General features: G+C 63.4%; 26 protein-coding genes and 1 pseudogene. 16 read left to right on the plus strand and 11 right to left on the minus strand.

The window, feature by feature from the left end:
• Window positions 1-44 precede the first annotated feature (44 nt).
• Window positions 45-293, minus strand: a complete 249-nt coding sequence (locus V3B41_RS04765; RefSeq protein ID WP_006474562.1) for a hypothetical protein — start codon at window positions 291-293, stop codon at window positions 45-47.
• Between the two features lie 182 nt (window positions 294-475).
• Between V3B41_RS04765 and V3B41_RS04770 the strand changes: the two genes are divergently transcribed.
• From V3B41_RS04770 to V3B41_RS04780, 3 genes are all read left to right on the plus strand, one after another.
• A complete protein-coding gene (locus V3B41_RS04770) occupies window positions 476-970 on the plus strand; it encodes a lipocalin family protein (RefSeq protein WP_049432030.1) in 495 nt (164 codons plus the stop codon).
• 13 nt (window positions 971-983) lie between these two features.
• Window positions 984-2,192, plus strand: coding sequence for an FAD-dependent oxidoreductase (locus V3B41_RS04775; protein WP_197620795.1), 1,209 nt, complete (start codon window positions 984-986; stop codon window positions 2,190-2,192).
• Between the two features lie 126 nt (window positions 2,193-2,318).
• On the plus strand, window positions 2,319-2,819 hold the full coding sequence (locus V3B41_RS04780; RefSeq protein ID WP_329860256.1) for a hypothetical protein: 501 nt from the start codon (window positions 2,319-2,321) through the stop codon (window positions 2,817-2,819).
• Between the two features lie 83 nt (window positions 2,820-2,902).
• Here V3B41_RS04780 and V3B41_RS04785 read toward each other — a convergent pair whose 3' ends face one another.
• Window positions 2,903-3,337 carry a PepSY domain-containing protein gene (locus V3B41_RS04785; RefSeq protein WP_043034271.1) on the minus strand — a complete coding sequence of 145 codons (435 nt, stop codon included), beginning with the start codon at window positions 3,335-3,337 and terminating at the stop codon, window positions 2,903-2,905.
• A gap of 151 nt (window positions 3,338-3,488) precedes the next feature.
• On the opposite strand from V3B41_RS04785, the gene V3B41_RS04790 reads away from it, so the two are divergent.
• Genes V3B41_RS04790 through V3B41_RS04800 form a run of 3 tightly spaced genes read left to right on the plus strand, consistent with a single transcriptional unit; the run spans window position 3,489 to window position 5,754 of the window.
• On the plus strand, window positions 3,489-3,779 hold the full coding sequence (locus V3B41_RS04790; protein ID WP_049432022.1) for a PepSY domain-containing protein: 291 nt from the start codon (window positions 3,489-3,491) through the stop codon (window positions 3,777-3,779).
• Window positions 3,779-4,438 carry a response regulator transcription factor gene (locus V3B41_RS04795; RefSeq protein ID WP_295547300.1) on the plus strand — a complete coding sequence of 220 codons (660 nt, stop codon included), beginning with the start codon at window positions 3,779-3,781 and terminating at the stop codon, window positions 4,436-4,438. Before V3B41_RS04790 ends, V3B41_RS04795 begins: the two co-directional genes overlap by 1 nt.
• Window positions 4,435-5,754, plus strand: coding sequence for a sensor histidine kinase (locus V3B41_RS04800; RefSeq protein ID WP_295547303.1), 1,320 nt, complete (start codon window positions 4,435-4,437; stop codon window positions 5,752-5,754). The genes V3B41_RS04795 and V3B41_RS04800 overlap by 4 nt, the downstream gene beginning before the upstream one ends.
• 142 nt (window positions 5,755-5,896) lie before the next feature.
• On the opposite strand, the gene V3B41_RS04805 is transcribed toward V3B41_RS04800, so the two are convergent.
• Window positions 5,897-6,217 (minus strand): DUF6122 family protein, encoded by a 321-nt coding sequence (locus tag V3B41_RS04805; RefSeq protein ID WP_049432014.1) that lies wholly within the window; start codon window positions 6,215-6,217, stop codon window positions 5,897-5,899.
• 43 nt (window positions 6,218-6,260) lie between these two features.
• A complete protein-coding gene (gene speA, locus V3B41_RS04810) occupies window positions 6,261-8,150 on the minus strand; it encodes an arginine decarboxylase (protein ID WP_329860261.1) in 1,890 nt (629 codons plus the stop codon).
• Window positions 8,151-8,341: 191 nt separating this feature from the next.
• Here speA and speE point away from each other — a divergent pair, with 191 nt between their 5' ends.
• Window positions 8,342-9,193, plus strand: coding sequence for a polyamine aminopropyltransferase (gene speE / locus V3B41_RS04815; RefSeq protein ID WP_049432009.1), 852 nt, complete (start codon window positions 8,342-8,344; stop codon window positions 9,191-9,193).
• A 141-nt stretch (window positions 9,194-9,334) separates the two neighbouring features.
• On the opposite strand, the gene V3B41_RS04820 is transcribed toward speE, so the two are convergent.
• Window positions 9,335-10,243 (minus strand): aspartyl/asparaginyl beta-hydroxylase domain-containing protein, encoded by a 909-nt coding sequence (locus V3B41_RS04820; RefSeq protein WP_049432008.1) that lies wholly within the window; start codon window positions 10,241-10,243, stop codon window positions 9,335-9,337.
• 434 nt (window positions 10,244-10,677) lie between these two features.
• On the opposite strand from V3B41_RS04820, the gene V3B41_RS04825 reads away from it, so the two are divergent.
• A complete protein-coding gene (locus V3B41_RS04825) occupies window positions 10,678-11,337 on the plus strand; it encodes an RIO1 family regulatory kinase/ATPase (protein ID WP_197620764.1) in 660 nt (219 codons plus the stop codon).
• 124 nt (window positions 11,338-11,461) lie between these two features.
• On the opposite strand, the gene V3B41_RS04830 is transcribed toward V3B41_RS04825, so the two are convergent.
• Window positions 11,462-11,800, minus strand: coding sequence for a P-II family nitrogen regulator (locus V3B41_RS04830; RefSeq protein WP_005411374.1), 339 nt, complete (start codon window positions 11,798-11,800; stop codon window positions 11,462-11,464).
• Between the two features lie 155 nt (window positions 11,801-11,955).
• Between V3B41_RS04830 and V3B41_RS04835 the strand changes: the two genes are divergently transcribed.
• From V3B41_RS04835 to V3B41_RS04845, 3 genes are all read left to right on the plus strand, one after another.
• On the plus strand, window positions 11,956-12,207 hold the full coding sequence (locus V3B41_RS04835; protein ID WP_197620762.1) for an accessory factor UbiK family protein: 252 nt from the start codon (window positions 11,956-11,958) through the stop codon (window positions 12,205-12,207).
• Between the two features lie 126 nt (window positions 12,208-12,333).
• Window positions 12,334-12,768 carry an NAD(+)--rifampin ADP-ribosyltransferase gene (gene arr, locus V3B41_RS04840; RefSeq protein ID WP_197620760.1) on the plus strand — a complete coding sequence of 145 codons (435 nt, stop codon included), beginning with the start codon at window positions 12,334-12,336 and terminating at the stop codon, window positions 12,766-12,768.
• A gap of 468 nt (window positions 12,769-13,236) precedes the next feature.
• Window positions 13,237-13,638: a hypothetical protein gene (locus V3B41_RS04845; protein WP_197620758.1), complete on the plus strand. Its 402-nt coding sequence runs from the start codon at window positions 13,237-13,239 to the stop codon at window positions 13,636-13,638.
• 120 nt (window positions 13,639-13,758) lie between these two features.
• Here V3B41_RS04845 and V3B41_RS04850 read toward each other — a convergent pair whose 3' ends face one another.
• The 4 genes from V3B41_RS04850 to V3B41_RS04865 all read right to left on the minus strand — a co-directional run bounded on the left by V3B41_RS04850 (window position 13,759) and on the right by V3B41_RS04865 (window position 16,858).
• Entirely contained in the window at window positions 13,759-14,331 is a 573-nt protein-coding gene (locus tag V3B41_RS04850) for a hypothetical protein (protein ID WP_197620756.1), read from the minus strand.
• An 81-nt stretch (window positions 14,332-14,412) separates the two neighbouring features.
• Entirely contained in the window at window positions 14,413-15,498 is a 1,086-nt protein-coding gene (locus V3B41_RS04855; protein ID WP_197620754.1) for a TIR domain-containing protein, read from the minus strand.
• Window positions 15,499-15,834: 336 nt separating this feature from the next.
• Window positions 15,835-16,200, minus strand: coding sequence for a hypothetical protein (locus V3B41_RS04860; protein ID WP_197620752.1), 366 nt, complete (start codon window positions 16,198-16,200; stop codon window positions 15,835-15,837).
• Window positions 16,201-16,255: 55 nt separating this feature from the next.
• A complete protein-coding gene (locus tag V3B41_RS04865) occupies window positions 16,256-16,858 on the minus strand; it encodes a DUF998 domain-containing protein (protein WP_329860436.1) in 603 nt (200 codons plus the stop codon).
• A 645-nt stretch (window positions 16,859-17,503) separates the two neighbouring features.
• Between V3B41_RS04865 and V3B41_RS04870 the strand changes: the two genes are divergently transcribed.
• The 5 genes and pseudogenes from V3B41_RS04870 to V3B41_RS04890 form a co-directional block, all read left to right on the plus strand.
• Window positions 17,504-17,860 carry a hypothetical protein gene (locus V3B41_RS04870; RefSeq protein ID WP_295567354.1) on the plus strand — a complete coding sequence of 119 codons (357 nt, stop codon included), beginning with the start codon at window positions 17,504-17,506 and terminating at the stop codon, window positions 17,858-17,860.
• 84 nt (window positions 17,861-17,944) lie between these two features.
• Complete coding sequence (locus V3B41_RS04875) at window positions 17,945-18,505, plus strand: cold-shock protein (protein WP_329860268.1); 561 nt, start codon at window positions 17,945-17,947, stop codon at window positions 18,503-18,505.
• Between the two features lie 100 nt (window positions 18,506-18,605).
• Window positions 18,606-19,268 carry a DUF1629 domain-containing protein gene (locus V3B41_RS04880; RefSeq protein ID WP_197632391.1) on the plus strand — a complete coding sequence of 221 codons (663 nt, stop codon included), beginning with the start codon at window positions 18,606-18,608 and terminating at the stop codon, window positions 19,266-19,268.
• A gap of 41 nt (window positions 19,269-19,309) precedes the next feature.
• Window positions 19,310-22,009 carry an XVIPCD domain-containing protein gene (locus V3B41_RS04885; RefSeq protein ID WP_329860271.1) on the plus strand — a complete coding sequence of 900 codons (2,700 nt, stop codon included), beginning with the start codon at window positions 19,310-19,312 and terminating at the stop codon, window positions 22,007-22,009.
• Between the two features lie 206 nt (window positions 22,010-22,215).
• Window positions 22,216-22,614, plus strand: a pseudogene (locus V3B41_RS04890) (magnesium chelatase domain-containing protein); the annotation flags it as partial.
• 181 nt (window positions 22,615-22,795) lie between these two features.
• On the opposite strand, the gene V3B41_RS04895 reads toward V3B41_RS04890, so the two are convergent.
• The gene (locus V3B41_RS04895) at window positions 22,796-23,614 is read right to left on the minus strand and encodes a hypothetical protein (protein ID WP_152906612.1); all 819 of its coding nucleotides are present in this window, start codon (window positions 23,612-23,614) and stop codon (window positions 22,796-22,798) included.
• Window positions 23,615-23,624 lie beyond the last annotated feature (10 nt).

Here is a 23,624-nt window from a genome sequence, read left to right on the forward strand (position 1 = left end):
ACGGCACAGACGGTAAAGGGCGGATGCGTGGCCCCGTGGCGGTATCAGTACTTCAACCGCAGCTCTTCCACCGTGGGCTGCTGCAGCGCGTACCAGTCCTGGAACTCTTCCTCGGTGATCTCATCGGGCGCATACACCGCCACCGGGTGCCAGTCGTGGTCGGTCGGCAGTGGCTGGCGCGGGCCGGCACGCAGGCTGTAACTGACGCCCTCGTAGTCCACCAGGTCGTCGACCTGCGGCCACTGTTCGCGTGCGAACGCGGATTCACTCTTCAACAGGATCACCTGGTACATCGGCACCTCCACTTCGGTTGGATCAGGAAAACACGGCGCTGGTGGCAGCATACCGCCGCACCGTTGACAACGGGCACGCCGCAGCAGCGACGGAACCTTCTGGACACGGCCATCGCCCCGGCTTCACCCGCCCATGGCAAGGCCATCGGCATCGTGGAGGCCCACCCCTGCCACGACCGCCGATGACCGACCACCCGCCGCTGAAGACCGTCACCGACCTCAAGCTGCCCCGCTACCTGGGCACCTGGTACGAGATCGCACGCCTGCCGATGCGCCACGAACCGGAAGGCTGCACCGACGTGTCGGCGCACTACACCCTGCTCGACAACGGCAACGTCGGCGTCACCAACCGCTGCCGCATGGACGGCGAGGTCGAGGAAGCCACCGGCGAGGCCTGTGCCGTCGACAACGACAGCGCGCGCCTGGAGGTGAGCTTCCTGCCCAAGGGCCTGCGCTGGTTGCCATTCGCCAAGGGCGACTACTGGGTGATCCAGGTCGCCCCGGACTACAGCGTCGCGCTGGTCGGCAGCCCGGACCGCAAGTACCTGTGGCTGATGGCGCGCGAGCCACGCCTGGACGCGACCGTGCAGGACCATTATCTGGCGACTGCCCGCCTGCAGGGCTTCGATCTGTCCGAACTGATCCACACCCCGCATACCGGTCGCCCGACAGCCTGAGCCGCGCACGCCCATGGACCTCAAGAGTGGCTACCCATGGTGGGCGGTTCGCAACGGCCTGATCCACGCCTTCCCACCGCTGGAAGAGAACCTGCGCTGCGACGTGCTGGTGGTGGGTGGTGGCATCACCGGTGCGCTGATCGCCGACGAACTGTCCGCCCACGGCCACGAGGTGGCGGTCATCGAGCAGCGCGACATCGGTTGGGGCAGTACCGCCGCCAGCACCGCGCTGCTGCAGTACGAGATCGATACCCATCTGCTGGAACTGGCACAGCGTTACGGCCATGACGCCGCCGCACGGGCCTACCTTGCCTGTGCCGAGGCCATTCCGGCGCTGGGCGATGTGGCGCGGGGCCTGAAGGACGTGGATTTCCAGCGGATGGACAGCCTGTACCTGGCCAGCCGCCATCGCGACGTGCCGCGCCTGATGGCCGAAGGCGATGCCCGTCGCGGCATCGGCCTGGATGCCCGCTGGCTTGGCCCCGGGGAACTGCAGGAACGTTTCGACGTTGGGGCCGGCGGCGCCCTGCTGACCCGGCAGGCGGCCCGGGTTGATCCGTATCGGCTGACCTATGCGCTGCTGCAGCGCCTGCGTCGGCGCGGCGGCCATGTGCATGACCGCACCGTACTGCACAGCCTCGATGCTACCGCGCGCGGGGTGACCGCCCGTACCGAAGCCGGTGCCACCATCCGCGCACGCCACGTGGTGCTGGCCATGGGCTATGCCAACCAGCGCTGGCTCAAGCAACGGGTCGCACGCAACCGCAGCAGCTACGCCTTCATCACCGATCCCATCGATGCGGACGTGCTCGGCCGGCTGCGCAACACGATGGTCTGGGAGAGCGCCCGCCCCTACCTGTACCTGCGCGCCACCGGCGACCGTCGCCTGCTGGTGGGCGGGCTGGACGACGCCATCGACATCCCCGCCCGCCGCGACCGGCGCGTTCAGAGCAAGGCCGACCAGCTGATGAAGCAGCTGCTGCGCTGGTTCCCACGGCTGGACCCGGTGCCGGCGTTCTCCTGGGGCGGCACCTTCGCCGAGACCGCTGATGGCCTGCCGTTCTTCGGCCCGCACGAACAATGGGGACCGCGGGTGCACTTCGCCATGGCCTACGGTGGCAACGGCATCACCTATTCGATGATCGGCGCGCAGCTGCTGCGGGCCCGGATCGAACGGCGCACGCATCCACTGGCGGGGCTGTTCGGGTTCGGGCGGTTGTGACCTGCAGCCAGGCATGGCCTGGCTCTACCCCAATCCGGTACCGACAGGCATCATTCAAGCAGCCCCTGCTAGCGTCGGCCTGTACCGCCGCGTGTTGCGTGGCCACCTGTCCGCTGGAGCGCTGTCATGATCCGCCCCCTGACCCTGCTGCTGTGCCTGACCCTGCTGCTGTGCCTGGCCCTTCCGGGAACCGTGCTGGCCCAGTCCGCCGCAGGCGCCACCGCGCCGCAGGCGGCCGGCCTGGACCTGACGCTGCCGCAGGCGCCGATGCGCTACCTCAACGACCCAGCCCTGCAGCAGGACCCGCCGGGCACGTACTACGGCGACAAGAGCGGCCCGCGCGTGCACGACGACGCGAAGATCGCCGACGTGACCGACGACAAGGTCAAGGTGTCCGGCAGCTTCACCACCGGCATCGGCTATTCCAAGAATGGCGGCAACAGCCACTACAACGCCGCCACGCTGAACCTGAGCAAGAACTACACCACCGATGAGGGCAAGACCCACGGGGTCAACGTCAACATCCACGTGAGCGAAGGCAAGGGCCCGGGCTTCTTCGGTCCGTATGGCGGCTACTACGGCCGTGGCCCGGGCTACTGGGACTACCCGCCGCCGTTCGGCTGGTAAGCCAGCTCCTGTAGAGCCGAGCCCATGCTCGGCTACGGTTGGCCGCAAAGCCGAGCATGGGCTCGGCTCTACATGAGCCAACGTCAATCCAGCCAGCCATCGCGCTCGCTGTGCAGGATGCGGCCGTCGTAACCGCTCAGGCGCACTTCCACCTTCTGGTTGCGGGCATTGCGCGCTTCCAGCGACCAGGTGGCACCATCGCGTTCCAACGAATGGATCTCGCGCAGGCCATGTGCCTGTGCCCGTGCCAGCACCTGCTCGGTGGTCAGCAGCGCGCGGCCGTTGTGCTCGTCGAAGATCTCGCCGGTCTTCGGGTCCACGTAGACCTCGCTGAAGCGGCCATCGGCGCGGCTCACGTCCGCTTCCCACAGGCTGTCATCACGCTCGATCTCGTGGATCTGGGTGTAACCGGCCTTGCGCAGGGTCTGTTCAACCTGGGCCATGCCCAGCGGTGCGGCCTGAGCGGCCGGTACGATGGCCAGGGCGGCGACGGTGGCGAGGGCAAGCGACTTCAACATGGGGATTCTCCTGTTCGTGTTCATGGCCGGACCATCCCGGCAACGCCACGATGCACGGGGTGGTTAACAGCCCCTTAGCCGGCGCTGTTAGCCCGCTGTTAGTCAGCCGCTGCACACTCACGCCTGTTCCCCCTTCCCTCATGCGCCCGCGATGCTCGCCACCCTGCCCCTGCTGCTGGCCCTGGCCAACACCCCGACCGCCGCTGCGCCCGTGCAGGATCCGGCGCAGCAGGTCGCGCGCCGTGCCGTGCAGCAAGGCCGTTACGTGCCGCTGGAAAGCGTGGTGCGCGATGCACTCAAGCGCTACCCGGGGCAACTGCTGGAAGTGGAGCTGGACGACGGCGTCTACGAAGTGGAGATCCTGCGCGCTGACGGCGTGGTGGTGGAGCTGGACTATGATGCGCGCAGCGGAAAGCTGCTGAAGACGGAGCTGGACGACTGATGCGCATCCTGTTGGCCGAAGACGATGCCGCGCTGGCGCAGCGCCTGGTGCCCCTGCTGGAGCAGGCCGGCTACGTGGTGCATGTGGTTGCCGATGGCCGCCAGGCCGAAGAGATCGGCCAGATCGAAGATCTGCAGGCGGCCATCGTCGACCTGGGCCTGCCCGGCCTGGACGGACTGAGCGTGATCGAGCGCTGGCGTAGCAACGGCCGCGGCTTCCCGGTGCTGGTGCTGACCGCGCGCGGGCGCTGGCACGACAAGCTGGCCGGCTTCGATGCCGGTGCCGACGACTACCTGACCAAACCGTTCCAGGCCGACGAACTGGTGCTGCGCCTGCGCGCCCTGATCCGCCGCAGCCACGGCCACGCCAGCCCGCGCCTGCACTGCGGGCCACTGCAGCTGGACGTCAACGCCGGTCGCTTCGAACTGGACGGACAGCCGCTGGCGCTGAGCCCGCAGGAGTTCCGCCTGCTCAGTTACTTCATCCACCACAGCGGCCAGGTGATCGGCCGTGATCGACTCGGCGAACAGGTGTTCGAGGGCGGGCTGGATCCCGACTCCAACGCGCTGGATGTGCTGCTCGGGCGCGTGCGCCGCAAGCTCGGTACCGAACTGATCCAGACCGTGCGCGGCCAGGGTTGGCGGCTGGCGGCGCCGTGACGCGGCAGCCCTCGCTGCGGCGGCGCCTGCTGCTGGCCGGTGGCGTCGGCCTGCTGCTGGTCTCGTTGCTGGCCAGTGCGCTGCTGGGCGAACTGTTCAAGCGCAGCGCGCGTGATCGGCTGGACCACGAACTGCAGCAGGACATGCTGACCCTGGTCGCGCAGATGGAAGTCACCCCCGACGGCCAGTTGCAGCTGCGCCAGGAACCGAACGATGCGCGCTTCCAGCGGGTGTTCTCCGGGGCTTACTGGCAGATCGCCGGTGCCGACGGCCGCGTGCTGCTGCAGTCACGCTCGTTGTGGGATGAAACGCTTCCCGCCACCGCCACTGGCCCGCCCCCCCGCAACCTGGCCGGGCCGCTGCAGCAATCGCTGCGCGCACGCGTGCAGCAGGTGCGCCTGCCACGCGCCCGCGAACCGTTCGTGGCGGTGGTCGCCACCGATCGCAGCGCACTGGACGCGGATGTTGCTGCATTCCGCAAGCGCACCGCCATCGCGCTGGGCGTGCTGGTCGCCGCGTGGCTGGCGGTGCTGGCCAGCCAGGTGCACTTCGGCCTGCGCCCGCTGCATCGCCTCGGTGCGCAGCTGGAACGCGTACGGCGCGGTGATGCGCAGCGCATCGAAACGCGCGGATTGGGCGCGGAGGTCGCACCGCTGGGTGAAGAACTCAACGCGCTGCTGGAGCACCAGCAGCGCATGGTCGCGCGGGCACGCACCAGTGCACAGGATCTGGCGCATGCGCTGAAGACTCCGCTGAGCGTATTGGCCGCCGAGGCCGACGGCGACGGTACGCATTGGCGTGCCACCGTGCGCGAGCAGAGTGCGCGCATGCAGGCCAGCGTCGACCGTTACCTTGCTGCCGGACTGGCCGCCGACCATCGCCAACGCACCGACGTGGCGGCCGTCGCGCAGGCGATGTGCCGGCTGATGGCACGCGTGCATGGCGAACGTGGCATTGCGTTCACGGCGGCGGATATCGATCCGGCGTTGCAGTTCGCCGGTGCCAGTGCGGACCTGGAAGAGATGCTGGGCAACCTGCTGGACAACGCCGGGCGCTGGGCGCAACGGCAGGTCACTGTCGAAGCAGAAACCAGCGAAGGGCAGCTACGCATCGAAGTGCGCGATGACGGCCCCGGCCTGGCTGCAGACGCGCTGGAACGGGTCACCCAGCGTGGTGTGCGGCTGGATGAGCGTGAAGGCAGCAGCGGGTTGGGCCTGGCGATCGCGGGCGATATCGCCGCCAGCTACGGCGGGCGGTTGGCGTTGGAGAATGCGCAGCCAGGTTTGCGGGCGACGGTGTGGTTGCCAGCGGGGTGACTCGTTGGCGCTGGAACGCCAAGCGGGTAGAGTCGACTGTTAGTCGACTTTTGCGCGTAGCGCGGGATTTCCCAGCGCCTCAGCAAAGAGCAGTCAACTAACAGTCGACTCTACCGCCTTCGCCGGGCATTTCAGTTCCCCATCAACGGTGATGCATCCACCAGCAGTCAATCGCGTCCAGCACGATGTGGATGATCAAACCGATGCCGAACAGCCGCGTTTTCTTCGGCACGCACAGCCCCGCGTAGACGGCGATGGCCGGGGCCGTATGCAGCGGGTGGAAACCGATGCTGCAGCGGTTGGGCGCGTAGATCGGATCGGCCAGCAGGTGGTCCAGGTCGATCACCCAGCCCAGCAGCATCAGCAACCACGCCGAGGCGAAACGCTTGCGCCAGAACAGCCATGCCAGCAGGGCTGGCACGGCGGCATGCAGGAACAGGTGGAAGATCGCGCGCGCGCTCATCGGGGCCGGTAGCGCCGGGACATGCCCGGCGTTCCCGTAATCATCAGACCAGCGGTTCGTCGGACAGGTACGTGTAGCCGGTCAGGCCCGCTTCCAGCGCTTCCGACAGTTCCTGCGCACGTTCCGGCGAAAGATCGGCCGCCGCCACGCGCTGGGCATACGCCGCACGCAGGTCGTCCAGCCTGTAACCCACGTAGTCCAGCATCACGTCGGTGGTGTCGCCACGGCGCTGCTGGGTGATGGCATAACCATCGGCGTCGGCCAGCACTTCCACCGCGTCGGTATCACCGAACAGATTGTGGATGTCGCCCAGGATTTCCTGGTAGGCGCCGACCATGAAGAAACCGATGCGGTAGCTTTCGCCGTGCTTGATCGCGTGCAGCGGCAGCGAGCTGTCCAGACTCTCGTTCTCAACGTAGGTCTTGACCATGCCATCGGAATCGCAGGTCATGTCGGCGATGATGCCGCGACGGTCCGGCGTTTCGTTCAGGCGTTCGATCGGCACGATCGGGAACACCTGGTCGATCGCCCAGGCATCGGGAATCGATTCGAACACGCTGAAGTTGACGAAGTACTTGTCGACCAGGCGCTCGTTCAATTCGTCCAGCGCCGGGCGATGGCTCTTTTCGTCGTAGCTCAGGCGCGCGCGCACGCCGTGGGCGATGGCATAGAACAGGTCGTCGATGCGCGCACGCTGCGGCAGGTCGATCTGGCCCAGCGCGTAGCTGGCCAGGCCTTCGGCGTGGAAGTGCTGCGCTTCCTGGAACAGTTCCACCGCCGGGCGCACGTCCAGTTCCTCATGGATTTCGCGCAGGTGGCGGATCGCCGCCGGCTCGTCGTCGTGCTGGTCCGGCACGCGGCCTTCCTGCGCCTGCTCCACTTCAGAGACATTGGCGATCAGCACCGCGTGGTGTGCGGTCATCGCGCGGCCGCACTCGGTCACGATGCGCGGCGGAGTCAGGCCGTGCTCTTCGCAGGCGCTGGCCAGCGGCTGCACGATGTTGCTGGCATACGAATTCAGGCCGTAGTTGATCGAGCAGAAGCTGCGCGAACGGGTGCCTTCGTAGTCCACGCCCAGGCCACCGCCCACGTCCACGTGGGTGATCTTCGCGCCCAGCTGTGACAGCTCGACGAAATAGCGGGTAGCTTCGCGCATGCCGTTGGCGATGTCGCGCACGTTGGAAATCTGCGAGCCCATGTGGAAGTGCAGCAGGCTCAGGCAGTCGGCGTACTCGGTATCGCGCAGCGACTTCCACAGGTCCAGCAGCTGGCGCGGTGACAGACCGAACTTGGCCTTGTCGCCACCGCTGTTCTGCCACTTGCCGGCGCCCAGCGAGGCCAGGCGCATGCGCACGCCCAGGCCCGGCTTCACGTCCAGCGCCTTGGACTCTTCCAGCACCAGCTTCAGCTCGGACGGCTTCTCGATGACGATGAAGGTCTGCAGGCCCAGCTTGCGACCGATCAGGGCCAGGCGGATGTACTCGCGGTCCTTGTAGCCGTTGCAGACGATCAGGCCACCCGGGCGCGACAGCGCCAGCACGGCCATCAGCTCGGGCTTGCTGCCCGCTTCCAGACCGAAGCCTTCACCGTGGTGGCTGGCCAGGGTGCCGGCCACGCCGCGGTGCTGGTTGACCTTGATCGGGTACACAGCGGTATAGCCGCCGGCATAGTCCCAGTCCTGCTGGGCCTGGGCGAAGGCCGCCTGCAGCTTGCCCAGGCGCTGACCGAGAATGTCGGGGAAGCGCACCAGCAGCGGCAGCTTGGCGCCGGCGGCGCGCGCAGCGTCCACCACCTTGGGCAGCGACACCACCGGGCCGTCCGCCCCGGTCGGTCTCACCACCATGTGCCCGGCCTGATCCACGTCGAAGTAACCATCCGCCCAATGCGGGATCGAGTAGGTCTTGCGGGCTTGGTCGAGGGACCAATCGGTCATTTCAGTCGGCCTTGTTGGCAATAAAAGGGGGGGCATGATAACGCCTATATGCCCACAGGTTCGTTATCATGCGCGCCCGCGCCCGTGACAGGTTTCAACCTGAACGGGCCGATCCGTCCGGATGTGGCATCTGTGCCACGCGGCCCCGCCCGCCAGCCCGGCTCCACCCCTCCGAACAGGACTGTTTTCCAATGACTGACAGCAACAACTGGTACATCGAACACTTCGAGCGCACCGGCTCGGCCATCGGCTACCGCATCACCGGCAAGCTGGACGAGGTGCAGTCGCCGTTCCAGAAGATCGAGATCTTCCAGACCACCGACTGGGGCAACCTGATGACCATCGACGGGGCCATCATGCTGACCAGCAAGGACAACTTCTTCTACCACGAGATGATCAGCCACCCGGTGCTGTTCACCCACGCCGCGCCCAAGCGCGTGGTGATCATCGGTGGCGGCGACTGCGGCACCCTGCGCGAAGTGCTCAAGCACACCGGCGTGGAAAGCGTGACCCAGTGCGATATCGACGAGCAGGTCACCGTGATGGCGCGCAAGCACTTCCCGGAACTGTGCGACTCCAATGACGACGCCCGCGCCGAGCTGCTGTTCGACGACGGCGTGGCCTACATGGCCAACTGCCCGGCCGGAAGCGTGGACGTGGTGATCGTGGACTCGACCGATCCGGTCGGCCCGGGTGAAGGCCTGTTCAACAAGGCGTTCTACGAGAGCTGCTTCAAGGCCCTGAAGGACGACGGCATCCTGGTGCAGCAGTCCGAGTCGCCGCTGATGCAGCTGGACCTGATCAACGAGATGCGCGCCGAGATGGGCAAGGCCGGCTTCGGCTCGTTCAAGACCCTGCCGTTCCCGCAGCCGTGCTACCCGACCGGCTGGTGGAGCGTGACCATGGCGCGCAAGGGCGACAGCAGCTTCGACTTCCGCCAGGCCGACTCGGCCGCCAAGACCTTCAACACCCTGTACTACACCGCCGCGCTGCACACCGGCGTGCTGGTGACCCCGCCGTTCGTGCAGGCGGCACTGAAGTAAAAGAAAAACCCGCGCTGGCGACAGCGCGGGTTTCTGCTTTCTGTAGAGCCGAGCCCATGCTCGGCTGCATTTCGCGCAGAAGCAGCCGAGCATGGGCTCGGCTCTACAACATCCCCCGCGCGCGACCCGGCGGCGGTTCGATCACAGCGCCCAGATACCGGCAATCACCGCCACCACCAGGCCCCACTTGATCAGCTGGTAGGCCACCACGCTGCGCTCGCGCAGCGCCTTGGCCTTCAGGCGCACCTTGTACAGGCCACCGAATGCCTTGTTGACGCCACCGGTCGGGTCACCCGGCAGGTTCGGCGAAGCACCGCCGGCCAGCAGCGTGGCCGCCACCGCACGGTTGAACAGGCCCGGCAGGCCGAAACGCAGCGGACGGGCGATGTCGCAGAACAGGATCACGCGATCCTCCTGCGTCTCGTTGTGCGCATGGTGGATGTAGGTCTCGTCGAACATCATCCACTCGCCATCGCGCCAGCTCTTCTTGATGCCGTCCACTTCGATGTAGCAGCCATCGTCGTTGGGCGTGGTCAGGCCCAGGTGCAGGCGCAGCGAACCGGCGAACGGGTCGCGGTGCGGTCGCAGTTCACTGCCCGGCGGCAGCTGCGCGAACATCGCCGCACGCACGTCCGGAATCGACTCGATCAGCGCCACGGTCTTCGGGCACAGCGTCTTCGCCGACGGGTGCGACGGGCCGTACCACTTCAGGTAGAAGCGCTTCCAGCCACGGCGGAAGAACGAGTTGAAACCCGCATCGTTGAAGCTGCTGGAAGCGGCGATCTTCTGTGCATCGCGCAGCGCCAGCGCCTCGTCGCGGATCATCTGCCAGTTCTGGCGCAGCGGTTCCAGCTGCGGGAACTCCTTGCCCGGGTCCAGGAACGGCGTGGTCGGCACCTTCGAGAACATGTACATGACCACGTTGATCGGGGCCATGAAACTGGAGTGGTCCAGCAGCTGGCGCGACCAGCGCGCGCGGACCTTGCCACGGAAGTGGATGTACAGCACGCAGGCCACGAACAGCACTGCCAGTACGATCTTGATAGTCAAAGCACTTTCCTCCAGCCGCGGCCGGATCGGGAAACGGGGGCGATGCACGGCCAGGCGGCCAGCACCGGTGGGGAACGCGGCAGGGGACGGGGACGTGCCATGGAGGGGCGGCCGCCGATGTCGCGAATTAACAGCTTATGGTCGGCAGGCCGTGCGCCGGGGTCAAGCCGGACGTGCGTGGCATTCAGCGCGGCGCCGATGAATGGGCCAAAAGCGCAACCAACCCCTTGATTCAACTGGGCAAGCCTTATAAGTGAGACGGAATTGTCCGATTCTGCGTGACGAACTGTTCCAGCCACGACCCCGACATTTCTCCGACAAATCGTGGAATAGCGAACTGGCGAGTACTAAAATTAACGAAAACTTAGTAACTCCCTGTAACACCGGTTCGCTTGACGCTTTGCGCCGCCCACCGGGTCGTCCGAGACCCTGATATGTACCTCCCTGCTACGCCCCTCTCCTCCTGCGGCGATGACGCCGCGGCGCCGCTGCTGCTCAAGCGCGGCGAGCGTTTCCTGGCCCCCGATGTCTACCGCACCTGCCTGGACGGGCGCGAGGCGGTCATCAAGGACTATTCCCGTTATCGCGGCACCCCGCTGTCGCCCGTCGCCCGGCTGATGGTCCGCCGCGAGGCGCGCATGCTGCAGCGCCTGGGCGGCTGGAAGCACGCCCCGGCCCTGCTCGGCACCCTCGGTGGCCTGGCACTGGGCATGGAATTCATTCCCGGCCAGACGCTCAGCAGCGCACAGGCCGTGGGCAATGAAGTGTTCGAGCAGCTGCAGCACGCGCTCAGCCGCCTGCACGCCGCCGGCATCACCCACAACGACCTGCATGGCACCAACGTGGTGGTCAGCGGCGGCGTGCCGGTGCTGCTGGACTTCACCTCGGCCTGGCGCGCCCCGCGCTGGCTGCGCCGCAACCCGCTGAGCCGGCAGATGCGCCGCAGCGACATGAAGAACCTGCTGAAGATCCGCCAGCGCGTGACCGGCCAAGCGCCGAGTGCTGCGCAGGCCGCGCTGGTGGCCGACCCGGGCTGGGTAGCTGCAGTGCGGCAGGGCTGGAAGCGGTTCTACACGTGGGCCAAGCGGCGGTAGGGGTCGAGCTCGCTCGACCGCGTTACCGCTCTTTGTAGAGCCGAGCCCACGCTCGGCTGCTGTTCCTGCATCGCGCGAAATGCAGCCGAGCGTGGGCTCGGCTCTACAGATTCCCGCCGGCTGCTTACAACGCGTCCGCGTCCAGTTCACCGGTACGAATACGCACCACGCTGCCCAGGTCGTACACGAACACCTTGCCGTCACCAATCTTGCCGGTGCCCGCCGCCTTCACGATGGCCTCGACCACCGCTTCAACCTGGTCATCGGTCACCGCCACTTCCAGCTTCACCTTCGGCAGGAAATCGACCACATACTCGGCGCCGCGGTACAGCTCGGTATGGCCCTTCTGGCGACCAAAGCCCTTCACTTCCGTCACCGTAATCCCGGTAACCCCACGCTCGGCCAGCGCTTCGCGCACGTCGTCGAGCTTGAACGGCTTGATCACCGCCATGACCATCTTCATCGTCTATCTCCTGTCTTCCGGCGTGGAGGATAGCGCCTGAACGTGGCCCGTGCGAAGCCGCTGCGGCCTGTCCGAGCAATGGGTGCCGGCAGTATCCTTGTGCCGGATCGGCCTGCCCGCGCCGGATGCACGGGCCCACCCCCACGGAGCACCCCATGATCGACCTGAATCAAATCGATGACCTCGCCCGTCGCCTCAGCGACCTGGTGCCGCCGGGCCTGCGCGAATCGCGCGAGGAGTTGCAGGCCACCTTCAAGAGCGCGCTGCAGGCGGGCTTGGCCAAGCTCGACCTGGTTACCCGCGAGGAGTTCGAAGTGCAGCGCGCAGTGTTGTTGAAGACCCGCGAGAAGCTGGACGCGCTGGAACAGGCCGTACGCGAGCTGGAAGGCCGCGGCGCCGCAGAATGAAAAAAAGAGGCGCACCGCGCCTCCCGTTTACAGATTATTTCCCGGATGGGGCCTTGCAGCAAGGCCCACCGGACGCCCTAGACTCGCCGGCCTGTCGATCCGGCAGCACAGAGAGGGGCAGCAGCGATGACGCAGGACACCGAATGGACACCCGTTTCGCATGACACCTGCGACCAGGTCGCCGGGCCGTTCTATCACGGTACCCGCGCTGACCTCGCGGTGGGCGAACTGCTGAGCGCGGGCTTCAGGTCCAACTATCGCGACAGTGTGGTGATGAACCACATCTACTTCACCACGATTGCCAAGGGCGCCGGGCTGGCTGCGGAGATGGCCCGGGGTGAAGGGCGGCCGCGCGTGTATGTGGTGGAGCCGACCGGGCCGTTTGAGGACGACCCGAACGTGACCAACAAGAAGTTTCCCGGGAATCCGACGCGGTCGTATCGGAGTGCGCAGCCGTTGCGGGTGGTGGGGGAGATTACGGAGTGGGAGCTCTATGACGCGGAGTTCGTTCGGCAGTTGAAGGAATTTGTGGCGTCAGGGAGTGGGGAGATCATCAACTGAGGGAAGGAGAGACCCGTGCTTTGGCTGACGGAAGATCAATGCAGCAGGTTGTCGAACGATGTCCGCTTTCGGCCAGTTGCAGACGTTCGCGACTGCAGAGCTCAATCGACCAGCGAAGCAGATTCAGCTTTGACGAGCTTTGTTAACCCGCATTGGGGTCGGGTGCGGCCTCGCCGCGTGGCTAGCTTGCCCAAGAGAACCCAGCGCTCGCACCAGTGCTGAGTGCCTCGGTTAAGTGACAACAGACGAAGTCTGTTCCTGCCTTGCATACGCGAGGCAGTTGAAGTCACTTCTAATGGGATCTTAGGAATCATGCCGACTCGCGACAGGAGTTCCGCTTGAAGGCCTTGTTAGGCCGTTGAGCCCGCTAACTTCTGTAGCCATGACAGCCGCTTGCGCCTTGACACCCGGAAAGTGAATGAATAGACTATTCATTCACTTTCTCAGCATGCTTAATGGGTACGGAACATGTCTCGGCCAGAAGACTATGTTGTTGCTTCAATTGTTGCTAATGCTAATGCAGAAGCGAAATTCACACGTGCGACCGTGGCAAATCTGAATGCAGCAGCAGATCAGCTCACTGCCACTAAGAAATCTATGATTGATGATATGTCAAAGGGAATGTTTAAAACACCTCAAGAAGCGTTAGATTCAATTATGAAGCTTCAGAGTATTCAGAAACAGGTCGATGAATTGAAGACTTGTATTGAGTCTAAAGTAACTCAGAATTTTACTGATAAAGACGTGGACACGATCAGCGATATGAAGCGCCGGGGAATGAGTGAAGAGAAGATTGCCGGGCACTTTGGAACCAACCAGACGAAAATTAATCGCTTGCTGCATGGCAAGGTTCCAGTTGAAAAGACGTAAGTGCCCAGTAGCAGGTTTCGTAACGCTCTCTGACACGGGCATCTCCGCTTCCTGCCAGAAGCGGACGTAGAACACTGAAACTAAGCCGGGCCGCGAAGCGGCGTCGGTTTGAATGGATTGTTAGGTGTCAATCGGGGTGATCTTGACTAGCCCATTGGGGCTCATGGTGAATATCTGCAGGTCTAGAAATGACGAGTGAACCGATGAGAGCGATATGGACTCACAGCCGAAGGTCACAATATGCTCTCCATTGAAGGAGAGCTCCTGCTTTTTCTTGACTGTGATATCGCTCGGATTGGCAACAAATATTCCTATCGGTTTGGCGCCGCGAATTCTCCACTCGTTGTACCCGCCATAAGGCGCGTCGAAGCTGTCGACTATTGTTTTCTCAGTGGGGAAATTGCCGCCTGAATTTTCGGTTCCGCCGAAGTCCGATGATCCGGAATCATGTGCAAGAACAGATAGCACTTGCTCGAAGGTTGGAGCGAAAATTACGCCGACAGCTCCTGGAAGATCCATGGAGTGTCCGGGTGAGATCGCACAGCACGATCTTGTCTCGTTCTCAAAAGCGCTAATCGCATGCTGGAGGTCGCATGGAAATTCGACAGCGTGTGCCATCTCCGCAAAATGGGAAAAGTGAACAATCACTGCCTTATTTACAGCAAGTAGCTCCTGAAATTTCGACTCTTCCACGCAGTTCTTCCTCGGCGTCTAAGTCTTGAATTAAGCCGGGCCGCTAAGCAGCGTTGGCTTGAATGAATTGTTAGCTCTCAGCTATTTCAGTTCGCACTCTGGATCTTTGAATATTATCGTATCAACGTCGTGTTCGCCAATCTCACTTACATGCCTGAATTGAACTTTGCTCTTAAAGATTGCGAGGTCAGTGAGCGGCTTCATCTGGCTGTTACCTTCTGAGATTACCCCAGGAACCAGATAGTAAGTTTTATGAGCCCTATAGCCAGCTTTGAAGTTTTCAAGATTCATGCTCTCAGGCGGCGGTGTCATGCGATTGAGACGACTGACGCACATCAATAAGTCATCTTTAATCTCAATCCCCGACTCTTTGTACCGAGCCGAAAAACCATCAATGTCTGGGCCAACGATTACGGTGTAGCCTGGATCTTCGCCGGGAATATCACCTTCAATAATGGACACGCGAATCTCCTCATGGTCATCGTTGTCGCCGAAGCGATCTCGCCAGCCTTTGAATATCTTTCGAGCGGCTTCCTCATTTAAGAATGCCAATCCGAGGACAGGTGGCACACCTTGAGCGAACATGAAAAAGGTCGCCCGCCACTTCGCTTCGTTCCATAGATCAATGTCTATTGGTGAAATAAAGAAAAGTTTTGGGTCGGTCTTTACCGGCTTAAATGGCAACGGACGCCTTTGACCAAGTTCTGGTTTTTCGATATGCGACTGGCCGGTCAGGCGCTTGTATAGGCGGTCATAACGCACCGGCTCTGAGGCGTTGTAATGGGTGTATGGCTGAAGTGGAACAGGAATGAACGGGTAGTCCGTCTCCTCGAGAATAACGGGGATGAACTTTTGGTTGTCTAAGCCTGAGTTGTAGAGGTGCTGGTAAGCAATAGTTCCTTCCCATTTGACGCCCAGCCCCTTATTGGGAGCTTCGTCGCCCATCAGGCGCTTCAGATATGTCTCTGTGCAAATGATTAGTACATGCTTTGCATCACGAATCTTCTTGTCCATCCAGCGTGGCCAGCCTTCCGATGGCGACTCTTCATACTGATCAAGAACGCAATCTATGCCTTCGCTACGGAGGCGATTGGACAGCTCAAGTACGCGCTGCACATGAGCGGGTGAGTCGTAGCTATAGCTGATGAATACTTCTTCAGTCGACATAGTTGGGTGCTGAGAGCTAACTATCTAACTAATAGCCGGACCCGTGGGTCTGGCTATACGGCTTATCCACAGAGTACCGTATGGCGGGCTGTCCACTTTATACGCCTCGATCTTAGGTCTACTGAGTCAGGCTTACAAGCCGACGTATCGCCGGATCGACGAGACCAGCACTAGCGACTTCGAGGGTGCGCTTTGGGTCGAGCGCGGGCGCCAACACTCTTTGCCGCGTTGCCTGGTGGCGGCACATCCGCTTTCGGCCAATAGCGGACTCTCGCAGTGCCTCGAACAGGTCCAACCACGAATTTGCTTGGCCTGGAACGAAGTATCGGGCCGGCACTACTTGAACATCTCCAACACATCCTTGTCTTCATGCCGCTGCTCCCAGGTGGAGAGAAAACAGAAGCTCACGCCGCTTTGCATGGCAGCCTTCTGAAACCCGGCCAGTTCTTCCTTCGTGACCGGGTACTCAACCGGATCGAAGTGCAGAATCGCCCACGGCTTGACGAGACAGAACCCAGGCATGAGTTCCGAGAAGATCGCCTTGAGCAGGGGCCGGATATTCGAGAAGTCCTTGATCGGACCCGCGCGATTGCCAAGGGCATGACACTGGCGACGGATGGTCCTGTCTCCACCGACCAACCGCGCAGTAAAATGGTGCTGGTGCACTTTGACGTAGATCAGCTGGCGGCGAAAAATCCTCATCTTGCTCTCAACTCCGCACGCTCAATCGTCGCCCAAATGTCTGCATACCCTTCCATCAATGCGCAGCCTGCGCCTTCAGCGCGCTTGAATCCCTTCGCAGCAGGTACAGCGCAACCAGGAATGGCCACAGCGAGTTGATCGACGAGAACACGCGCTGGGTCAGCCCCCTGAGCCCCTCCGGATCCACTCCCACCACGTTCAACCAGAGATAGACGATGGCCCCGATGCTCACCACAGCGGTCACGGCGTACGCCCTTCGGTTGGCAGACCAAGCGCTCAATTCGATGTGCGACATCGCCGGTGCAATGATGTTTGCGATACCGATGGTGTAGAAGCCGTGCATCGGATGGCCCATGGGCCAGAGCCCGTTGGTCAGCATGGAGATGCCAAAGATCATCCAGCAGATCGCGCCGACGGCAATCCGGCGGCCGGACTCCCGCCATACCCCGATGGCAAACGCCACGAAGCCTACGCCAGAGCCGATGGCGGCAATCCTGGCGCAGATGCTTGCGAGCGTTGGCGCCTGCAGCAGCTCGCTGGCGTGCTGCGCAAGCGGGTTGTAGCCCGGTGCGAACACGGCGGCAACGCTGGTCCAGAACATGAACCACGGAAGCGGGACCAGACCCGCGGAGAGAAGCAGTCGGCTGCGACGTTGCACGTGCAGTGATCCTTGTTTTGGCCTGCGCCAGTGGGTGGAATCCATTCGAACGCTGCAGAACCTTGCTGCTGCGGGCAGGGCGGCCTTGAGTGACTACAGCGGTAGTCAGATTGCGCGCGGCACTCGGTAGGTTCAATAGGCAGGAAGTCATTTAAACCATCTAGCGGGTGTCGCAACGGTTCGGTTGCATGAGCGATCACGCATGTCCGATGGGCGAGTGCTGTCGCTTTTGCCGCGCTTGGCGTCTCTGGCGGAAGAATTTGAAGACTCCGTTCCAGAAGTGCCTGTACGCCTAGCCCGCCAAGGCTCTCGCCCCTTTCCACGCTATGCGACAATGCCAAAAACGTCTCGGGTTTTGGCGGCATTGCCCCCTATCCCTTGGCATTCCACACAACGACGAGTAATCGTTGCTCCGCCACCGTGCATCGGTGGCCGGGACTCGAAAACCCGTTGTTGTGATGAAGTTTGCGCTTGCCAGCCGGTATCACCTTGCGTGGTGCCGGCTGGCAATCCGTCTGCCGGCTATGGCGGGCGGGGCGTGGGGGCCTCGTGCCCGCCGGCGATCATCACACACCGGTTTTCGAGCCACGCCCTGCCCGCCACCTTTATCGGTGGCGGCTTCCGCCTGCTTGCACGGAGCCCGCCATGACCACACCGCACTCCCCTCCCCCGCGCCCCATCCAGGAAGCGCCCTCGGCCGCCCCGGCCCCGGACCCCAACAGCCTCATCGCCATCCTGCACGCCATCGGCGCGGGCGCTGCGGCCGACGGCCAGCCCTGGCCGGAGCGCCATCACCTGCGCAGCCGGCAGATGCAGTTGTCCGACGCCGACTGCGCGCTCACCGGGCAGCGCATCGTGCAGGAGATCCTGCTGGCGGCCGAGCGCACGCGCCAGAACGGCGAGCCCGAGCAATACGTGGGCGACCGGGTGATGGAGGGGTTGGTGATGGCCGACCTGGCACTTACCGCTTTCATCCACGAGCGGGTTCGGCCAAGGGACTGAGCGCCCCGCCAGCAACGCATGCCCTTCTACCTATGTGCGGGGTGACGAATGAAGCAGTACGGTCTTGCCGCTGTGGCGGCGTGCATGGCGGTGATCGGCGCAGTATGGGCAGCGTGGCCCGAGCCCGCGGGCGATCAGGTGTGGGCCTACCAGAAGCTGCAACCGGCCGATTACCGGTTGCTGCACAGTGATGCGCTGGGCTTCGTCACTGCGAAGGCGCAGGAAGGCTTTGAACTGCACACGCGCTATGCCGGGTTGACGTCCTTCGAGATCCGCTGCAAGGGCGTTCTGGTGCTGGACGTGGAGAACGCGCCCTCGCGCGTGCTGATCCGCATGCCTGCCGATGCGCGGTGGCGGGCGCCGGACATCGAGCGTCTACGTGCCAGCTTCGAGCGGTGGTTGGATCTGCACCAGAGTGAGGGCCGGTTGTTGGTGGAGCGTGCGGAGCCTTCGTGGGTCGAGGCACGGCTTGGGCGCCTTGACAGGTCGGTGCCTGATGACCAGCGATGCACGTTCAAGGACCCAGGCCGCCCTTGGCCGGAACCTCCCTCGTCATTCCGTCCGTCCAGCAGACCATTGCAGGCAGTGGAAGGAATGGCAGCATCATCCTCGGCATTGTTCCGACGTCCCCGAAGAATCGCGTGAATCACGTGCCGCCGGCACCGTTTCGGCGCAACTTGTGGCTGCGCTGAAGCCCCGCTAGCATCGGCTCAACGGCTTTTCCCGTTCTACCCCCGCATCCATGATGGAAGCCCCCGTGACCGAATCGACCGCCACCGAAGTTTCAGCCGAAGCCGCATCTCACAAGGGCGAATTCTTCCTGATTGACGCAGGCTTGCTGAGCAACGGCGGGGTTCCCGGTATAGAGATCGCCAACGAAGAGAAGCTGATCGATCCGGGGATGAATGTCATCTCGCGTCCTGATGGAACGCCCGGCCAGTATCCGGAACGCCCCCATCTGGTTCATGTACCTGAGAAGGGCGGAATGCCACGCGATCTGGAAGAGCTCGCTGGCATCTGGATTGTGTCGGAGCCGTTGAAGCAGCTGTTTGAGCAGTTGGACGCCGCGGCGTTTGCCTTTGTGGCCTGCGACTTCAGCCTTGCCGACGGCAGCCCCGGCCCTCAGTACTACCTGGGCAATGTGCTGCGCAGGCTCGATGCCCTGGACGAAGCCGCTTCCCGCGTGAGGATCAAGCTCGACCACAACTATCAGACCGGCGAGGACGAGAAACTTTACAGCCTTGTCGGCGGCGCCAGCCTGGTGTTTAAACAGGATGTTGTGGGGGATGCCCATATCTTCCGCCAGGAGCGCATGGGCGCACCGCCCATCTGCGACCGCGTGATGTTTGATGCGTTGAGTGCCACCAGCTTTTCCGGCGTACGGCTGCGCGATGTAGCCGATATTTAAGACGAGCTCTTTCAAACGGATTCTTGAATGAGGTGGTGCGCATGGCCGACACACCGGTTTTTCAGGGACACCATCTGATCGAACAGATTGCGTTCGAGCAAAGCCAGCTACTGAAGTCGCTTGCCAGGAGCGGTCATTTCGCGCTCCACGGACCCAACAACATTCTCAACCTGCCCGCGAACCCTGCGCTGGCGACCAGGTTGAGTATTTCGCCACACTCGGGCGGCCCGTTGAGTGCGTACTCGGATCAACTGAAGTTCGTTCTCGACGACCTCGCGGAAACATCCGATGGCCGAGCCTTGCTGTCGAAGGAGACTCCGCCGGATGTGCGGGCCGCCGCGGCCGAGCGTATGGGTGCCCGCATCCAGAACCTGGAATTCACGCTTCGCGCCGGCATCCTCAACGGCGACCTGGTCACCAACACGCCCGAGAACATGACCCCGGCGGAAGCCAACGCCAAGGTCCGCACCTTCTTCTCTGATCTGGACGGCTACCAGCGCACCCACGCCACGCAGATCGCGGAACTGAAGACGCTCAATCCGTCCGAGTTACGCTGGCGCGGCGTCACCCAGTCCGAGGCCAATGTGAGGTTGGCTCTGGATGCCATCGACGAACCCGGCAACTCCACCCTGAGCGAGCGCTGGGGTGGCCGCGCATCGTTGGGCACCGCCATTCAAGAGGCCAACCAGGGCGGCCGCCTGCCGTTGAGCGAGCAGACCGCCGCCCGGGTACGCACTGCGTTCAACCCGGAGATGCCACTGACCCTCGTGCGCCCTGGCCCGGCAACCACGGCTCCGGAACTGGCTGGCTCTGCTGGGCGAACGGGCGCTGCGGAAGGTGCCGCCGAAGCTGCCACCGGGCGCGGACAGATTACCGGCGCGCGCGTACTCGGTGCCGCTGGCGTCGCCGCTCTGGCCGTGGACTTCGCCATCACCGGCCACCGCGTGGCCGAGTTGCGCAGCGAGGGCAACGACGCCGGCGCAAAATCTGCTGCCACCCACTTCGTGGGGCGTACCGCGGGCGGCTTTGGCGGCGGCTTCCTGTTGGGCGCGGGGTACGGCCTGGTTACCGGCTCGTGGACCGGGCCAGGTGCGCTGGCTACCGGGCTGTTGGGCGGGGTGGCCGGTGGCTTTGCCGGTGAGTACTGGGCCCAGTACCAGGACAAGAAAGCCGTTTACACCCAGGTGGACCGCAACGGCAACGAATGGAGCCGCGATCCGGAAGATGCAAAGGGCACCTGGAGCCGCAGCGTGCGCACGCCGCAGCCCGACGGAAGCTACCGCGAGACCACCATGGTCGCCGGTGGCCGGCTGCTGGATGAACTGAACTACAAAGCCGCCAACGACTCCTATTCACTGGGCATGGCCAACCTGCCCAAGCCGCAGAACCCCTTCAAGCTCGATGCAGGCGGCGAGAGCACGCCGCCGCGCGAGCCGTTTGAAACCAACCGCCACTACGTGCGCAATCCGCACAACGGCGAATGGAACCTCTCCATCCACTCGATGATTGATGGGCGCGTCCCTTTCGACTACACCGTGCCCGTAAGCCCGGAAAAATCCGGCCAACTGGAACGGGAATCGCAGCGCATCATTGCCCAGAACGCCTTGAACACGCCGGAGGCGCTCGCCGCCCGTTACCAGGTGGCGTTCAACCAGTACAACTGGCACGAGTTCGCCACCATTGAGCCGGTACCGGAGGTGATCACCAACGCGCTGACCCAGACGCAGCCCCTGCACGCTTCCAACGGCGAGAAGTACACGCAGGACGCCAACGGGCAGTGGCAAACGCCGGGTTGGGTGTACGGCACCAACCCGGCCGAGGGCAGCATCATCGAGGAGCTCAATCGTACGCGACAGAGCCAGCAGGCCGGCGTACAGGAGCTGACGTCCATGGCCGACATCGCCCGGGCCAACCCCACGCCAACCGAGTACAGCCTGCGCAGCCAGGTGGTGGACGCCTACCGTAGTGCCGGCATTGTGCACAGTGCCGAAGAGATTGATGACGCCGTAGCCGCCGTTGCACAGGATCACGCACGCGCCGTGCCCGACTTCGGCACGTTCACGCTGCAGGTACAGAAGGATGGCTCGCTGGCCACACTGGCTGGGAAAGATGACGAGCGCATGCAGATCGTTTGCATCACCACGCCAGAGGAGATTGCTCAGGCACACGTGCAGCACTCGACTGCCGAACAGCAGCCCGCGGATGCCTTGCCGCGCGCGCCAACTTCACCTGAGCCCGCACCGAATGCATCGCCGCCACACACCTCCAGGCCTGCCACGCAGCACGACGCTGACGTAGAACGGCACCACAGCACAGCCCTGCGCCCAGATGGCAGCGGGCTGCTGGAACAGCTGCGCTCGTCGGTAGCGATGCTGGATGAGAAGAACAACAAGCCGTGGGACCAGAGCAGCGACCGCCTGCTGGCCAGCGCCTACCGGCTTGCGGCAGACGCCGGGTTCAAGCCCGGCGACAAAGTAGACGCGGCATTGAGTGAAGCCACCGATACCCGTGCTGCGGGCACCACGCTGTTCGTGACACGCTCCGGACCGGGCGCGTCATCGGACCCCGCCGCCAACCGGGCGCAGATGCCAACACAGGACGCCCTGGCGGTCGCACCGGAGCAGCAGTATGCAGCGGCCAACCGGAGCCTCGGCGGCCAGGACCGGGAGCGGTCGCAGCAGCTGGCGCAAGCCCAGGAGCGGCAGCAGGAAGAGAGCCGGCCGGGGCCGCGGATGGGTTGATGGCAGCAGTTCTGGCTGATCAACGCCGATCCACTTGATACCGGGCGATCTCCGGCGCTCACGTTGTAGAGACGGGTTTCCGCACAGGAACAAGGCACGCTCCAGGCACCTGTCGGAATCCTCCTAGCTGCGCCACCAGCAAATCCCGATATCCCTGCGCAGAGCACCTGCCGCACGATCAAGCGCCTCTCTGCAGGAATCCACACATGAGCCTGGCACTGGTCCACAGCCGCGCCCGCGCCGGGGTCGATGCCCCGTTGGTGCGGGTGGAAGTGCATCTCTCTGGCGGCCTTCCTGTCACCCAGATCGTTGGCCTGGCCGAAACCAGCGTGCGTGAGTCCCGTGAGCGCGTGCGTGCTGCCCTTCTTTGCGCCCGCTTCGACTTTCCGCAGCGGCGCATCACCTTGAACCTCGCGCCTGCCGACTTGCCCAAGGAAGGTGGGCGCTACGATCTGGCCATCGCGCCGGGCATTCTGGCGGCCAATGGCCAGGTCGATCCGCAGTCGCTGCTGCAGTACGAATTCCTGGGCGAGCTTGGCCTGACCGGTGAACTGCGGCCGGTGGTGGGCGCACTGCCGGCCGCGATTGTGGCGGCCGAGGCCGGCGCAACCTGATGGATTGGACCCAAGACGATGGCGGCAGCCTCCACTCCGGGCACCACAGCGCCAGTGCGGCGGCGCCGGCGGCAAGTGGCAAGTGGCAAGTGGAAATCCACCATGCAGACGCGCTTGTCACATTCCTCAATATGACCATGCTCTGAAACACCGCCAAACTGCTCTGCAAAGTCTATCCTGCCGGCGCACAAGGCCAGAGCTCGACACCTCTCAATCCTGCAGCTCTGATGGCGTTCGCTACTGTCGCACTCACAATCATTGCGTTCGCCGACTGATGCTCGACCCCGAAACGCTGCGAACTACGGAAGATCGGCACATCTGGAGGGTTCTTGATTGACGGGAAAAAGCCGCGGTCATGCCATTGGTAGCGTTCCCTGCCGCATTTCTCGCAACGAACTCCATCCAGCTCGCCCATACACAGCGGAACCACAGGCCCAAGATCGAGTTGAACAACCTCATCCAAGAGGCTTCCTTTGGTGTCCTCAACCGGAAGCACTCCGATACCCAGGGGGCGAAGATGTTCTGACCAAACGGAAGTCTGCATGAAGCAAGCTTCCTCTACCCAATTCAGCTTCAGAAAGGCATTCCGCCCCCACTTCAACGTCTTCTTGATCCGGAACGGCGCCACCTGAACTGCGCCTTCGCCACATTTTGGACATCGCGCGCTCAGGTCGTACGCCTGCTCAAGATACAGAAAATCTCTTTCTGGCTGTGGGTAGCCGCTGGCGTGGACAACCTGAAGCGCGCAGTGTGCGGCTTCCGAAATCTCCGCAGCAGTAAACTCCGTGGTCACAGAAGTTGCACCATTCCACGAGCGAATCAAGCTACAAGCTTCACTCCACCCTGGCGCACCTTCCAAAGCAAAGCTCACAGCAATACCACCGACTTCAGGACGAGGATCAGCCGGGGGCTGAACCTTCAAACCTAGAGCACGGAGCTGCAAAGCACGTGCCTCACTCCAAGTGAAAGCAAATCGATACTTGATCTTCATGTCACGATGC

This window comes from Stenotrophomonas sp. SMYL89 (assembly GCF_036319985.1).
GTDB classification, from domain to species: Bacteria; Pseudomonadota; Gammaproteobacteria; order Xanthomonadales; family Xanthomonadaceae; genus Stenotrophomonas; species Stenotrophomonas maltophilia_Q.

Bases quoted from the DNA above. Each gene is read 5' to 3' on its own strand.
- V3B41_RS04835 (WP_197620762.1), top strand. From the start codon at position 11,956: ATGATCGACCTGAATCAAATCGATGACCTCGCCCGTCGCCTCAGCGAC.
- V3B41_RS04870 (WP_295567354.1), top strand. From the start codon at position 17,504: ATGACCACACCGCACTCCCCTCCCCCGCGCCCCATCCAGGAAGCGCCC.
- V3B41_RS04780 (WP_329860256.1), top strand. From the start codon at position 2,319: ATGATCCGCCCCCTGACCCTGCTGCTGTGCCTGACCCTGCTGCTGTGC.
- V3B41_RS04875 (WP_329860268.1), top strand. From the start codon at position 17,945: ATGGCGGTGATCGGCGCAGTATGGGCAGCGTGGCCCGAGCCCGCGGGC.
- V3B41_RS04770 (WP_049432030.1), top strand. From the start codon at position 476: ATGACCGACCACCCGCCGCTGAAGACCGTCACCGACCTCAAGCTGCCC.
- V3B41_RS04775 (WP_197620795.1), top strand. From the start codon at position 984: ATGGACCTCAAGAGTGGCTACCCATGGTGGGCGGTTCGCAACGGCCTG.
- V3B41_RS04785 (WP_043034271.1), bottom strand. From the start codon at position 3,337: ATGTTGAAGTCGCTTGCCCTCGCCACCGTCGCCGCCCTGGCCATCGTA.
- V3B41_RS04845 (WP_197620758.1), top strand. From the start codon at position 13,237: ATGTCTCGGCCAGAAGACTATGTTGTTGCTTCAATTGTTGCTAATGCT.
- V3B41_RS04895 (WP_152906612.1), bottom strand. From the start codon at position 23,614: ATGAAGATCAAGTATCGATTTGCTTTCACTTGGAGTGAGGCACGTGCT.
- V3B41_RS04860 (WP_197620752.1), bottom strand. From the start codon at position 16,200: ATGAGGATTTTTCGCCGCCAGCTGATCTACGTCAAAGTGCACCAGCAC.
- V3B41_RS04795 (WP_295547300.1), top strand. From the start codon at position 3,779: ATGCGCATCCTGTTGGCCGAAGACGATGCCGCGCTGGCGCAGCGCCTG.
- speA (WP_329860261.1), bottom strand. From the start codon at position 8,150: ATGACCGATTGGTCCCTCGACCAAGCCCGCAAGACCTACTCGATCCCG.
- V3B41_RS04830 (WP_005411374.1), bottom strand. From the start codon at position 11,800: ATGAAGATGGTCATGGCGGTGATCAAGCCGTTCAAGCTCGACGACGTG.
- V3B41_RS04855 (WP_197620754.1), bottom strand. From the start codon at position 15,498: ATGTCGACTGAAGAAGTATTCATCAGCTATAGCTACGACTCACCCGCT.
- V3B41_RS04790 (WP_049432022.1), top strand. From the start codon at position 3,489: ATGCTCGCCACCCTGCCCCTGCTGCTGGCCCTGGCCAACACCCCGACC.
- V3B41_RS04805 (WP_049432014.1), bottom strand. From the start codon at position 6,217: ATGAGCGCGCGCGCGATCTTCCACCTGTTCCTGCATGCCGCCGTGCCA.
- V3B41_RS04765 (WP_006474562.1), bottom strand. From the start codon at position 293: ATGTACCAGGTGATCCTGTTGAAGAGTGAATCCGCGTTCGCACGCGAA.
- V3B41_RS04825 (WP_197620764.1), top strand. From the start codon at position 10,678: ATGTACCTCCCTGCTACGCCCCTCTCCTCCTGCGGCGATGACGCCGCG.
- speE (WP_049432009.1), top strand. From the start codon at position 8,342: ATGACTGACAGCAACAACTGGTACATCGAACACTTCGAGCGCACCGGC.
- V3B41_RS04885 (WP_329860271.1), top strand. From the start codon at position 19,310: ATGGCCGACACACCGGTTTTTCAGGGACACCATCTGATCGAACAGATT.
- arr (WP_197620760.1), top strand. From the start codon at position 12,334: ATGACGCAGGACACCGAATGGACACCCGTTTCGCATGACACCTGCGAC.
- V3B41_RS04880 (WP_197632391.1), top strand. From the start codon at position 18,606: ATGGAAGCCCCCGTGACCGAATCGACCGCCACCGAAGTTTCAGCCGAA.